The sequence below is a fragment of the Streptomyces sp. NPDC048002 genome, assembly GCF_040653275.1.
Taxonomy (GTDB): domain Bacteria; phylum Actinomycetota; class Actinomycetes; order Streptomycetales; family Streptomycetaceae; genus Streptomyces.
The window spans coordinates 1-12306 of the sequence record NZ_JBEZNL010000077.1 but is presented as its reverse complement, the minus strand read 5'-3'; the positions used below and the strand labels follow the sequence as shown (position 1 = coordinate 12306).

Annotated in this window: 10 protein-coding genes and 4 pseudogenes; 6 read left to right on the top strand and 8 right to left on the bottom strand. The window is 68.5% G+C overall.

All coding sequences use genetic code 11. The features are described from left to right. The coding region (locus tag AB0E07_RS39570) for a DUF2637 domain-containing protein (protein WP_362263270.1) at positions 1-155 on the bottom strand (155 nt) is incomplete at its 3' end. A gap of 208 nt (positions 156-363) precedes the next feature. After that, positions 364-693: pseudogene (locus tag AB0E07_RS39565) on the bottom strand (IS1380 family transposase); the annotation flags it as partial. A 94-nt stretch (positions 694-787) separates the two neighbouring features. On the opposite strand from AB0E07_RS39565, the gene AB0E07_RS39560 reads away from it, so the two are divergent. Beyond that, on the top strand, positions 788-1651 hold the full coding sequence (locus AB0E07_RS39560; RefSeq protein WP_362263267.1) for a Tn3 family transposase: 864 nt from the start codon (positions 788-790) through the stop codon (positions 1649-1651). A 230-nt stretch (positions 1652-1881) separates the two neighbouring features. Then, positions 1882-2844 (top strand): EamA family transporter, encoded by a 963-nt coding sequence (locus AB0E07_RS39555; RefSeq protein WP_362263258.1) that lies wholly within the window; start codon positions 1882-1884, stop codon positions 2842-2844. A 212-nt stretch (positions 2845-3056) separates the two neighbouring features. Here AB0E07_RS39555 and AB0E07_RS39550 read toward each other — a convergent pair whose 3' ends face one another. From AB0E07_RS39550 to AB0E07_RS39540, 3 genes are read right to left on the bottom strand one after another with little or no spacing between them, the layout of a single operon-like run. Continuing rightward, positions 3057-3518, bottom strand: a complete 462-nt coding sequence (locus AB0E07_RS39550; RefSeq protein WP_362263255.1) for an NUDIX domain-containing protein — start codon at positions 3516-3518, stop codon at positions 3057-3059. Continuing rightward, positions 3515-4771, bottom strand: coding sequence for an aminotransferase class I/II-fold pyridoxal phosphate-dependent enzyme (locus AB0E07_RS39545; RefSeq protein ID WP_362263252.1), 1257 nt, complete (start codon positions 4769-4771; stop codon positions 3515-3517). The genes AB0E07_RS39550 and AB0E07_RS39545 overlap by 4 nt, the downstream gene beginning before the upstream one ends. After that, positions 4768-5769 carry a Gfo/Idh/MocA family oxidoreductase gene (locus tag AB0E07_RS39540; RefSeq protein ID WP_362263249.1) on the bottom strand — a complete coding sequence of 334 codons (1002 nt, stop codon included), beginning with the start codon at positions 5767-5769 and terminating at the stop codon, positions 4768-4770. Before AB0E07_RS39540 ends, AB0E07_RS39545 begins: the two co-directional genes overlap by 4 nt. Between AB0E07_RS39540 and AB0E07_RS39535 the strand changes: the two are divergent. Together AB0E07_RS39535 and AB0E07_RS39530 are read left to right on the top strand one after the other, a co-directional pair. After that, positions 5741-6187, top strand: a pseudogene (locus tag AB0E07_RS39535) (helix-turn-helix transcriptional regulator); the annotation flags it as partial. The gene AB0E07_RS39540 and the pseudogene AB0E07_RS39535 overlap by 29 nt on opposite strands. A 138-nt stretch (positions 6188-6325) precedes the next feature. Continuing rightward, positions 6326-7357 (top strand): XRE family transcriptional regulator, encoded by a 1032-nt coding sequence (locus AB0E07_RS39530; RefSeq protein WP_362263264.1) that lies wholly within the window; start codon positions 6326-6328, stop codon positions 7355-7357. On the opposite strand, the gene AB0E07_RS39525 is transcribed toward AB0E07_RS39530, so the two are convergent. Both AB0E07_RS39525 and AB0E07_RS39520 read right to left on the bottom strand, forming a co-directional pair. After that, positions 7278-8285 carry an ISAs1 family transposase gene (locus AB0E07_RS39525; RefSeq protein ID WP_362263261.1) on the bottom strand — a complete coding sequence of 336 codons (1008 nt, stop codon included), beginning with the start codon at positions 8283-8285 and terminating at the stop codon, positions 7278-7280. The two genes, AB0E07_RS39530 and AB0E07_RS39525, sit on opposite strands and share 80 nt — an antisense overlap. Before the next feature lie 61 nt (positions 8286-8346). Then, positions 8347-8820 (bottom strand): annotated as a pseudogene (locus AB0E07_RS39520) (DUF2637 domain-containing protein); the annotation flags it as partial. Between the two features lie 265 nt (positions 8821-9085). On the opposite strand from AB0E07_RS39520, the gene AB0E07_RS39515 reads away from it, so the two are divergent. Further along, the gene (locus AB0E07_RS39515; RefSeq protein ID WP_362263246.1) at positions 9086-9718 is read left to right on the top strand and encodes a TetR/AcrR family transcriptional regulator; all 633 of its coding nucleotides are present in this window, start codon (positions 9086-9088) and stop codon (positions 9716-9718) included. 162 nt (positions 9719-9880) lie between these two features. Here the strand turns inward: AB0E07_RS39515 and AB0E07_RS39510 are convergent, their stop codons facing one another. Continuing rightward, on the bottom strand, positions 9881-10069 hold the full coding sequence (locus AB0E07_RS39510; protein ID WP_362263243.1) for a hypothetical protein: 189 nt from the start codon (positions 10067-10069) through the stop codon (positions 9881-9883). A gap of 2010 nt (positions 10070-12079) precedes the next feature. On the opposite strand from AB0E07_RS39510, the pseudogene AB0E07_RS39505 reads away from it, so the two are divergent. Further along, positions 12080-12306: pseudogene (locus AB0E07_RS39505) on the top strand (rhamnose ABC transporter substrate-binding protein); the annotation flags it as partial.

Sequence of the window (12306 nt, the reverse complement as noted above, 5' to 3'; positions counted from 1 at the left end):
TTCCCGAAGCCCTTCTTGAGGGCCAGTTCCCGCACGGCGGCGTACGAACCCGCGAAGCCGATGCCGGCGATGATCACGGCGCCGAACACGACCACACCGATCAGAACCCGGTGCGCACGCGTCAACCGCGGCACCACACCGTCCCCCGCAGTCACGTCTCGCTCCCCCGATCCAGCCGTCACAATCGCGCAGGACTCACACTCCCATATGACACGGGCACACCGCTTCCCACGCATATGCAAACAGGACAGCGGGACCCTGGGCCCCACAGCGACAGATCGCCCCGGACACAGAGCAGCCGACCAATGGCTGCGCCGTAGGCAAGTGTTCGTCGCTCCCTCACGAGTGTCGTACGGCGGCGCGCATAGCGTCGGTGATGGTCATGCCGACCGAATACGACAGCCACCTCCCGCGTTGGGCGAGCCGGGCGACGAACTCGTGGGTGCCGCCGCCGGAGTAGGTGCGGATCAGCGTCTGACCTCCGCGCCGGAGGGGCTTCGGCAGCTGGGCCAGCCGCTCTCCGGGGGGCCGCGATGTGGCCCGTAGGGGTGTTGGAGCCTACCCTGCCGGGCCGCAGCAATCCGACGGCAGGCTCGCCGCCCCGGCCCCTGGCCATGGTCGACGAACCCATCAGCGGGGGTGCCCGATTGTCCAGGTCGCGGCGGCGTCCTGCTGCTGGCGGGCGAAGGAGATACGTGTAATAGCCGCCACTTCACAGCAGAGCGTGACGCTCAAGTACGGTGAGTGTGTGTACGCTCCGTGATCTGGCCCTGGCCCCACTCCCGAGATCGTCGCTGTTTATGGTGCCCGCACCTATGTCGCACTCTTCTCCCGTTTCGTCCCGTGCGGGGTGTGGGAGGCCGTCTACCTCATCGACTCGCTCCTCGCGAACGAGTCGCAGGTCAGGCCGGAGACCGTGCATGCGGACACCCAGGGACAGTCCTTCCCGGTCTTCGGGCTCGCCCACCTGCTCGGCATCGACCTGCTGCCGCGGATCCGCAACTTCCAGGACCTCACCTTCCACCGCCCCGATCCCCAGGTGCGCTACCCGCATATCGACGCGCTGTTCTCCGCTGATCCGCGCACCTGCATCGACTGGCAGCTCATCGAGAACGGCTGGAAGGACCTCATGCAGGTCGGCCTGTCGGTACGGGAGGGCACCGTCTCCTCGATCACCCTCCTGCGGCGCTTGAACAACCACTCCCACAAAAGCCAGATCCACCGGGTCTTCCGCGAGGTCGGCCGCGCCGTCCGGACGACCGTCCTGCTCCGCTACCTGTCGGACCCACAGCTACGGGAGCAGATCACCAGGGCCACGAACAAAGCCGAGGCATACAACGGGTACACCAAGTGGCTGCACTTCGGCGGAGACGGCTACCTGCGCTCCCGCGACCCCGAACTCCAGGAGAAGGCCGTCAAGTTCCTCGACCTGATGGCCAACAACATCATCTTCTCCACCACGATCGACATGACCGACACACTGCGCCAGATGGCCGGCCAGGGCTGGGAGCTGAGCCCCGACGACATCGCCGCGCTCAGCCCGCACCGCAGGGACAACGTGCTGCGCTTCGGCGACTACGACACCGCCACCCTCCACATCCCTCCCGGCCCGTACGACAGCGCGCTTCGCCTTCGTAGAGATGGCCTCTGACAAGTGCTCGAAGAACGCATACGCAAGGGGCCCCGGACGGTGGACAGGTCCCGGCCCATGCTGGGACGTACCCATTGCCGGGTAAGGTGATCGCATGCAGCTGTTTCTGACGCCTCCGCCGCCCGCCGCTTAAGGCGGGCAGTCATGCACAGCCATCCCGGGGTTACCGGGGTGGCTGCGCGGGTTGCCCACGCAGACATCGTGAAGGCAATCAATCGAGGAGACCTCAGTTGCAGTCCTCTTCCGCCCTGCCCGTTCGGCAGGGTGTTCTCTACGTCGCGATCGCGGCCACAGCATGGGGCACTGGCGGTGCGGTGGCCGCCGAACTGTACGACGTCGGTGGAATAGGCCCCATCTCCGTTTCCTTCTGGAGGTTCCTGACCGGACTCGGGCTGCTTCTGGCGGCTCACCTGGTGCGACGGTCCCGGCGGCCGGAGACGGCGCTGTCGCTGCGCGCGACGTTCATGGCGAACCCGCGGCGGGCCCTGATTACAGGCTTCGGGCTGGCGGTCTACCAGACGGCCTACTTCGCCTCCGTGCAGCAGGCAGGGCTGACCGTGGCCACGGTGGTGACCCTGGGCTCGGGTCCGGTACTGGTGGCGGTCGGAGCCCGGCTCACGCTGGGCGAGCGCACCGGCGTCGCCGGAACCGCCGCGGTGGCGAGTGGCGTTGTCGGCCTGGTGCTGCTGATGGGGGGCGCTGATGGGAGCACTGGCCCGGCTCCCCTCTTGGGCATCGGATACGCGCTGCTCTCCGCCGCCGGGTACGCGGGCGTGACGTTGCTGGGCCGCTTCTCCGGCCGGGAGAACGCCGGTGGCGCGTTCGAGTCCACTGTCACCGGCTTCGCGGTCGGCACGGTCTGCCTTCTGCCGATGGCTCTACTGGAGGGCCTGCTGCCCGACATGGAGCGACCGGCATGGACCCTGGCCCTGATCCTCTACCTGGGAGCTGCGCCTACAGCCCTGGCATACACGCTGTTCTTCGCTGGCCTCCGCTCCGTACGGGCGACCACGGCGTCCGTGGTCGCCCTGGTCGAGCCGCTCACCGCGGCGGTCATCGGCATCCAGGTCTTCGACGAGCGGCTCAACGCTACCGTTCTCACCGGAACGGCCCTGCTCCTGTCCGCGGTTCTCTTCCTCGCCGCTGACGAGGGACACGGGCAAGGACCCAGCTCCCGCACTGGGGTGCGCTGAGGAGGCTGCAGGTCCAGCACGGTGGAAGTGGGGCATCGAGAACCTGGCCCAGGTCGAATACAGCGACATCGTCCGAACCAGCAGCCCCGCGCACCGATCACCGCGCGACGGACACCCGCGGCCGAGTTCCGCAGAAGAACCATGAGATGTTCTTTTTCGAACCGGCCGAAGGGAGGCAAGGGCCGACGCCTCATCGAGGGAAGTTGCGTCCCTCAAGCAGCTTCCTCGCGCCAGGTTGCCAGCACGGACCGTACAGCGCTGGAGACTTGCTGCTGTTCCGTACGGTCGGCCCACAGGTGTGCATCGTGTTCGGCGAGCTTGACCGTGTCGCTCTTGTGGGTGACGTGGGCGGTGAAGTTGAACTGTCGGGTCTTCTTGCCGCTTCTGGAGACGTAGTCGAAGTGCCCGAGGTAGGTCCCGATCGCGGTGACCGTGAGGCCGGTCTCCTCGGTGACTTCCCGGTGGAGAGCTTCGGTCAGGGTCTCGCCCGCGTCGACGCCGCCGGAGGGGAGCTCCCACAGGCCGCCGAGGTAGTCGTCGGCGGTGCGGTGCAGCAGCAGTACCTTGCCTTTCGCGTTGGGGATGACGGCGCCGACGACGTGCTTGGTGATGCCGTCGGCGTCGGCGGCGTGGATCAGGTCGCCCAGGAGGGCGGCGTCGACGGGTGCGTTCACTTCACGAGATCCTTGTGGTGTTCGGCGACCTTGATGATGGCCGCGGTGTAGACCTCGGCGAGTTGGAGGTCCTGGTCGCGGTGCCACACCGGAAGTTTCACCGTGGTGCGATGCACGCGCTGTGCGATGGTGAAGCTGTCGGTGGCGGGGCCCTGGTGGTCAGCGTAGCCGGGCAGGAGTACCCCTGGGGTGTGGAACAGCGGGTGATCGCCGAGAGCGCGGGTGGAGCCGGGAAGGTCGACTTCGCCGGCGCCCTCGGCGTGGATCGCTTCCAGGAACCGTTCGACGGGCAGGCCGGCGAGTTGGTCCGGGCGGTAGCGCAGAGGCAGCGCGTACCAGGCAGGACCGGCCTGGGACGGCGGGTGCGGTACGTCGATGCCCGGCACTCCGTGCAAAGCCCTCCGCATCCGGGCGGCGCAGGCCTCTCGTCCGGTCAGATAATCCTTCAGGCGGGGAAGTTGGGCGTGTGCCAGTGCGGCGGCCAGGGGGTGAATGCGGAGCTTGAGGCCCATGCCGGTGACCGCGTATGAGGCGAGGGCGTGGTCGGCGGGGATCTCGCGGCGGCACCGCTGGTTGTACTGGCCGTGCAGGAGCACGCGGTAGTACAGCTCAGTGTCGTCGGTGGCGACGAATCCGCCTTCCCCGGCGGAGAGCGGTTTGGGTCCGTTCAGGCTGAAGGCCGCGGCGCGGCCGAAGGAGCCGACCTGCTGGCTGCGCCAGGTGGCGCCGTGGGCGTGGGAGCCGTCCTCCAGCAGCATCAGGCCGTGCCGGGTGCTGAAGGCGGCGAAAGCGTCCATGTTCTCGGGCAGTCCCCACAAGTGGACGGCGACGACGGCCTTCGTCCGCGCCGTGATGCGGCGGGCGGCGTCATCGAGGTCGAGCTGCCCGCCGGTGTCAACGTCGGCGAGCACGGGACGCGCGCCGAGATGGAAAAGTGGGGTGGCCGTGGCGTGAAACGTCAGCGCCGGCACGATCACCTCGTCACCCGGGCCAATGCCGGCAGCCGCGTACATCGAGTGCAGGGCGGCCGTCCCCGTGCACGTGGTGACCACGTGGCGAACGCCGAGTAAGGACGCCAAGGAATCCTCCAGAGCGGCAACGACGCCGGAGCGGTCTGGGATGGACACCGCGGACATCAGCTGACCGGTGACCGCCTCGACGTCGCTGCCCTCGATCGGGGGCCAGGCGAAGTGGGGGCCAGGAACGTCGATGACGGGCGGGCCGCCGAGGAGAGCAAGGGGCGAGGTGGTCACAGCAGGAACTCCTTCGGGTCCACGGGCGTGCGGGTGGTCCGGGACGTGTAGGCGGCGGCCAGGAACGCGGCGTGCTCCACGTGGCTGCTCGGGCCAGAGGGGTTGGTCCGCTCGCCGTCGAGTACGCGGCAGAAGCAGTCGATCTGCGCGGTGGCGGCGGAGGGCCAGGCCGGGTCACGGGTCAGGGACTCGATCAGCTGCCCGTCCGGGGCGAGGCGCCGCACCCGGCCCCGCTCGATCACCACTGCGCCGCGGGGGCCGGTCACCGTCATTTGTTCGGTCTTCGGTCCGGCGGAGCGGGAGATGAGCAGGGAACCGTACAGCCCGGAGTCGTAGGCGAGGTGGACCAGCGCGGTGTCCTCGGCGTCGTAGTCCGCGTCGGGATGTGCGGCGGCGGAGACGTCGGCCAGGATCCGGTCGGGCAGGCCGAGGTACCAGATGAGCAGGTCGACGAGGCGGTAGCCCAAATCCATCAGAGCACCGCCGCCGGCCAGTGAGACCCGGCCGCGCCATCCTGCGGCCGGGTCGAGGCAGTGGAAGGTGTACCGGCCCTCGACCAGATACGGCTGCCCGATCTGCTCCACAAGCTGCACCGCAGCGGTGTAGACCGGGTGGAAGCGGCGCTGGACAGTGACCATCAGCTCGATACCGGCCCTGTCGCACAGCGTCACCAGTTCGGCAGCCTCGTCCGGGCTGGTCGCGAACGGCTTCTCCTTCATGACGTGCACCCCGGCCGCCGCGCAGGTCTCAATGACCTCGCGGCCGGCGTGGTGGGGGACCGCGACGATGGCGAAGTCCGGACGCACGTCCTCCAGTAGGGTGCGGAGGTCGGTGAAGCCGGGCACGTGCTGTTGCCGGGCCTGGGCGGCCACCTTGCTGAAGTCGGTGTCACACACTGCGGCGAGCTGGGCGAACTGGGAGTCGGCCAGCCCTGGCAGGTGGTCCTCCAGGGCCTGGTGGCCGAGTCCGATGACGGCGGCCTTCTTGCGTACGCTCATTCGCGTTCACGCCTTTCGGTGCAAGCTCGTCGGCCCGCCTGCTGCGGGCCTTGGCATGCTCCAGAGCACCGCTTCGCATCTGGCAGCGGCAGGGCTGTTGCCGTGGGCTGCAAGGCCGTTTGCATCTGGTGCAAACCATCTGTTGCTGCCCGGCAGCCCGGACTACGGTGAGCAGGGGCCACCTCGGCTATCGACGGGGGCGTGCATGTCAGTCGGCAACGCGCGAGATCGATCCGAACAGCCAAAAGCACCCGGCGAGCTGATGCGCCGTAAGCGCCAGGCTCGAGGCTGGACGCTCGCTGATCTCGGTGACCGGACCGGTTACTCCGCCTCTCAGGTCTCCCGGTACGAACGGGGCCTGTCGTCGCTGTCGGACGTTTCCGTGCTCAGGCGCTTCGCTGATGTGCTCGACATTCCGCTCCAGGAGTTCGGCCTCACCGCGACTTCGCCCCCGGCCATGACCCGACACGGATACCCTGTCGCCTCTGTTCTCGCCTACCCGCGCCTTCCCGGCCCTAGGCTGGGACGAACTCAGCGGGAAGAGGGTGACGCCCCAGTGCGGCGACGGAAGTTCCTGGCTCTCTCGGCCGCGGCGACCGCCGGCGTCTCGCTCCCGGCCACGCGATCAGCAGCGGCGCAGGACGTCTCGGTGGGACAGCTCCTCGTCGGCTGTCTACGGGACGCGATGCTCGGTATCGGCCAGGACCACGAACTGCCGGCCCCGGAGCAGTTGCCCGTCGAACTCGCCCGCATACATGCCGACTTCCACACCTGCCAGTACGGCAGCCTCGTCGTCCGTCTGCCCCGCCTGATCCGTGCCGGGCACGCACTCGGCCCCGCCGACGAGGGAGATCACCTCGACCTGCTCGGGCAGAGCTACCTTCTCGCGACCCGCATGCTCATCAAGCTCGACGAGCAGCAGCTCGGCTGGATGGCAGCCGACCGCGCACGCCAGGTGGCCGAAGCCGCCGGGCACCCCCTCGCGGTGGCAGAAGCCGCCCGAAACCTGGCCGTGCTCGCCCGCCGCGCCGGATGGGAGGACCAGGCACTGTCGATCGCGCTCAACACCGCCGACGACCCGGCCCTTCGCGCGTCCCGCAGCGGCGCCGCCGAACGCGGCTTGTTGATCCAGTCAGCCGCTTACAGCGCCGCACGACGCGGCGACCGGGCGGGGATGCGGGAGCTGACAGACGAGGCCGCCGCCATCGCCGCCAGCCTCGGCGGCACCACTGCGCTGCGTGATCACGGCGGAGGCTTCAGCCCGGCCACCGTTCAGCTCCATCGCATCTCCGCCGAGTTCTCCACCGGCGACCCCTCCGCAGCCCTGGCCGCCGCCCGTGCACTGCCGCCGCAGAGCCTGCCCAGCGTGGAACGCCGGGCGCGCTACCACACCGACGTAGCAGCCGCCCTGGCCCAACGCGGTCGTCGGGACGAATGCGTGCGCTCCCTTCTGGCAGCCGAGCACCAAGCACCCCAGGAAACGCACTCCCGCCCCGCCGTGAGGTCCCTCATCTCCGGACTCCTTCTGTCCGGCCGCACCACACCCGAACTCCGTGCCCTCGCCGCCCGCGCCGGCGCCCTTCCGTAACCGCTCGCGCCCCTTCAGATCCTGTCCCGCGCGTTCGGTGCAGCTCAAAGGGGTGAGCCCTCTGGAGTGCCCGTTCGCTGAGACCGGGGTTACCCCAGGGCCCGGCAAAGTTGATCACGCTGCCAAGAGCAGGTTGATGGGGGGTCGGTGTCGCGGGCGCGATGCCGTAGGGCGGCGGCGATGTTGCGGTGTCCGTCCAGGCGGAGCAAGGTGATCGCGGTGTTGCGTAGGCCCGCCATGACACGGGGTACGTTGCTGGTGCGGATCTGTGAGCGGTCCTCGTCGAAGGTGACATCGCGGACCCAGTGCAGGCGACTTTCGATCTCCCAGTGCGACTGCACCATGCGGCCAGGACCGCAGGCGGTGCGGTGGCGGCGTCCGCGCTGGTGACCAGGCAGACGATCTCGACGGTCCGTCTGCCTTTCCTGGTGACGGTGCGCCGCAGCTGGGCGACCTGCATGGCTCCGCTGAACTCGATCCATGCCGGTACGTCGACGGCCTTGATCGTGCGGGTGACACGACGCCCGTGTCCCCGAACCGTCTTGGTGACGGCGGGTATCAAAGCCCAGGGAAGCGCCTTGAGCTGTGCATACAACGACTTCTGATTGGCCTTCACGGTCAGCACGTAGTCACCGCCGGCCCCGATCATCAGGGTCGCGGTGTCGTGCTGTGTGTGCAGCACGTCCATCGTGACCACCACGGCGTCCAGGTAGAGGAGTTGAAGCAGATCTCGGGCGGCAGGGATCTCGTTGCTCTTCTCACCCACCACGACCTGGCCGAGCACTGCCTTGGACCCGTGAGCGAGGGCAGCGACGAGGTGCGGGGCCGAAGAAACGCCGCCGCGTGCGCCGAGGACCGTCTTGCCGTCGATCGCGACCACCCTGCGGCCCTCGACGAGTGCCGTCCTGGCCAGCGCCCAGGCATCCAGCGCCGCGTCGAGACGGTCCGCGTCGAGGCGGGCGAACAGGCGCTGCAGCGTCGACAGGCTCCTCGATGCCGGCGGCGAGTCCGGCCCGGGCGGTTTCGGCGAGCGGGACGCCGTAGCGGGCCAGGCGCAGCGGCATCAGGGACTCCACCGGGGCCTTGCGGCGCCAGGAGCGGCCGAAGCGGGAGCGCAGCCGGGCCTGGTAGACCAGGCGCTCCTGCTCCAGCTTGATGACCTGCTCGTAGGAGCGCAGCTCCCACAGCTTCATCCGGCGCCACAGCAGGAACGTCGGGACCGGGCTGAGCATCCACCGGGTCAGGCGGACGCCCTCCATGTGCTTGTCCGCCGTGATGTCCGCGATCCGGCCCACCGCGTGCCGGGCCGCCTCCACCGCGACCACGAACAGGATCGGGATCGGGATCACCGAGTGCATGCCCACGCCCAGCGGGTCCGGCCAGGCCGCCGCGCCGTTGAACGCGATCGTGGCGGCCGTCAGCAGCCAGGCCGTCTGACGCAGCAGCGGGAACGGGATCCGGATCCCAGGGCGGGAGATCGCAGCGGGCACGGAGCCACCGGTCAACGGTGGTGCCGTACGCTGTTGCTCGTCGCTCCCCCACTGGTGTCGAACAGCGGCGAGTATCACTCCCCGTGCGGGAGCCCGAATCACGCGGCCCGGTTCGCCTCTCAGGTTCGCCGTTGGTGTCAGCCCAGATCTCACCGTTCCGACGTCAAGGGATCGCCGGTGCGATCTGCGGGTGGGAGGTGACCAATGCCGCTGGCGCACAGGTGGCTACCTTGGGGACATGGTTATTGCTCGCCGGAGAGGCGCGTACAAGGTCGGAGTTGTTCGGCGCGCGAGTATCGTTGAATCTGCGTCGCGCCACTTCGCTGCCTCGGGCTACCAGAACGTCTCCATGGCCCAGATCGCGAAGGATGTGAACATCACCGACAGCGGTCTGCTGCACTACTTTCCTAGCAAGCACCATCTACTGCTGGCCGTGGTGCACCACCGGATCGAGGCGGCGGAGGCCTGGTGGGAGCGGATTCCCGAGGATGCGGGGGTGATCGCCATGCTGCGTGGCATGGTTGAGGCAACTCGCTGGCATCTCTCGCAACCTGGACTGATCGAACTCTTTGTTTTGATGGCGTCAGAGATGTCCGATCCGACCAGCGCCGCCCACGAAGTCTACGCGCGGCAGTACGACGGGGTCATTGAGGCCGTGGCCAAACGCTTCCGGTACGGCGTGCAGTCCGGAGAGGTGCGGGAGGACCTTGACTGCGAGGCCCTCGCACGAGAGTGCATCGCAGTGAGCGACGGCCTCCAGATGCAGTGGGTGCTCAAGCACGGCGAACTAGATCTGGTCTCCGCGATCCACAGCCACGGTGACCGACTCGCCCGCGCCATCACCTGCGACGGGCGCGGGCTCGACGCCTGACCGGGCGCGACAGCGTACTGCGAGGGAGTCCCCCCGCTGCTCGGCCCACTGTCCGGCTTCGCGCGGCGGGCGTTCGCCGTCCTGTGATCGGGGATGGCCATGGTCATGTTGGCGGTGAGAGTGCCCAGCCCGAGCAAGCCGTGCCCTGCCGAACAGGGCGCTTCAGGTGACCCGCAGCCGGTGATTGACAGTAGTGGTGACCTCGTTCCTCAGGGTGTTGTACCCCGGTTTCAGCAGTCCGCCCAGGTCGAGGGGGCGGGGAAAGCAGGTCCACCGCATATCTGCTCGCCAGTCGCGGACGGTGGCCTGCAGGCTGGATGGGATGGCGACGGCCAGCAGGCATGACAGCACGTCGCTGCCTTCGGCAAGCCGGACAGAAGGAACGCGCTCCGCGGAACCCGAAACACGCGGTATGCCCGCCTCCGAGGGGACGCGGACGACGGTACCGCGGACCGACATGCGGGGGATATTCAAGGCGAGTTCCGCGTCCTGTGTGGCGCACTTGTCAGGGACACACGGCCTTCAAGTGGCACTGCAGGCGCCGTTGCCGAACACGCCGGCTACGCCGAACAGGAGAACCCGGGCTCCGAGAACGTGCCTCCCGGTCACCAGCAGCAGATTTCCCAGACTGCCCAGACATCTCGAACCGGGCGTACCGCCCGACGGTGTATTCGCGAGCACGGAGGGCGGCACGAATGGCCTTGCCGGCGCAGGTGACTCCACCGAACTCGGCCCGGCCCGGACCGGTGAGCACGTTCGATTCCGGCCCGACCTGGCCCCCCACACGCTGCCGAACCCGGTGAGCTGCGATGCCCCTTCGGACCGGAATTGGGTCTGCCCGCTTCGGATGAAGCCGGCCCAAGCCTTCGAAGCGCCTGCCGCCCTCCTTCTTGAGTACGAGCATGCGGTCGTCGAGGAACAGGCCCACGGGCGCTGCTGGTAGTCGCGGAAGGGGCTCTCGCCCGATCCGATGATCAGCGCCAGGCAGGACGTGCAGCCGTAGCCGCCGCATTTGTTGTAGTCGGCCGTCGGAGCGGCAGTACACGGGGCCGTGAAGTCCAGCGTCAGGCCGCGCCCATTCGCTGTGCGTGGTGTCCTGGCGATCACGGAGTTCCGGTGTCCCGCCCCTCAACTGCCTTCGGCTGCGTCGACGGCGTCGTCGCCGATCGCTGACGGCGTCCCCCACGTCGGCGGGCTCGAAGCATCCGAAGCGGCGTCGGTCATCGCCTCCACCTCGGCGGCGATCTCGTCGCGACGCGCCGCAGCCCTCGGCCGTCACCAGCGAAGCCTCGGGCCTACCGCGGTGACGGGTCCGTTGAACCAGCCGGGCCCACACAAGAGGGACAAGGCAACGGCGCACCCTGAGCCGCCGGCAGCAACGACACCGAAGGCGGAGGAGCCGCTGTGGAGAGCGGTCGCGCCCACCCCTCGCGTAAGGCAATTGCGGTACCCGTGCCATGCGGTCGGGTCTGCGCGGAACGCCGTCGAACATCCTCCAGCCCTTTCCCTTGTAATGAAACGATTCACTCCGTCGGCCAGGGGCGGCGCCGACACGGTGAGGGGTGCGGCGATAGTCGGCCATGAAATCTTGGCGCACCAGGTTTTTGACATGTGACCCACGTCACGTCGCGACATCGAGCGGGATCTCCGTGCCGCGCGGACGCGCCCGCAGCGGCGCCGAGGAGCGGTCAGTGGCGGCACTTCGGCCCCACGCGCGCGGAATTCGCGGGTGGACGCCCGCCCGCCGGCAAGGCCCGTCGGGCGTATCGAGGCCGGCGTCGACAGGGGCGTCTGGCTGCGGAAACGGCTGCGCCCCGGCCGCGGCCGGGGTTATCCGTCTTCATGGGCGGGCGCGAGGGGACTCATCGCGATCCGAAATCCTGGCGTGTCCGTTATTGAATCGTGCCCTTGCCGGTCACAGGCGTCGGGAGCGGCACTGAGGAGCAGGTCAGTGTGGGTGCTGAGCACCTGATGCGGCATACCACCGACCGGAACCGGCCCGCAGTGGGCGCCGACCACTCTTGACGCGACTTCAGCCGAGAACTAACTTCCGGGCAACCTTAATGAAACCTTTCAAGCACACTGCGCCGACGAAAGGCATGGGAGTTCGGCGCACAGCATCATGAGTCCGCCCACAACGCCCGGCCTGGGACACATGGTCGGCCGTTGCATCGGATCTCCACCGACGGGCCCTCGGCCCACCTGGTGCCCGGCTCGCGGAACGCGTCGCGAACCGCCGTCGCAAAGACGGTTGTCGGCACAGCGTCCGCGCTGCCGCCAACAGGGCCTACAAGCTCGGCCACCCCCACCTCGTAGTGCCGACTCTTCCATCCCTTCTCGCCCACCCGTGAGGAATCCATCATGCGTAAGTCGTCACTGCGCCGTGCCTCCGCGGCCCTCGCCGCCGCCACCTCCCTCGCCCTCGCCCTCACCGCCTGTGGCGGTACCACCAAGGAGGACGTCGCCAACGAGGACGTCTCCGCCGCCGCCGGTGCCGGCAAGGCCGACCCCAACGCCGAGCTGAAGAAGGGACTCACCGTCGGCTTCCTGCCCAAGCAGGTCAACAACCCCTACTTCACCTCCGCCGA

Bases quoted from the DNA above. Each gene is read 5' to 3' on its own strand.
- AB0E07_RS39540 (WP_362263249.1), bottom strand. From the start codon at position 5,769: ATGAGCGTACGCAAGAAGGCCGCCGTCATCGGACTCGGCCACCAGGCC.
- AB0E07_RS39515 (WP_362263246.1), top strand. From the start codon at position 9,086: ATGGTTATTGCTCGCCGGAGAGGCGCGTACAAGGTCGGAGTTGTTCGG.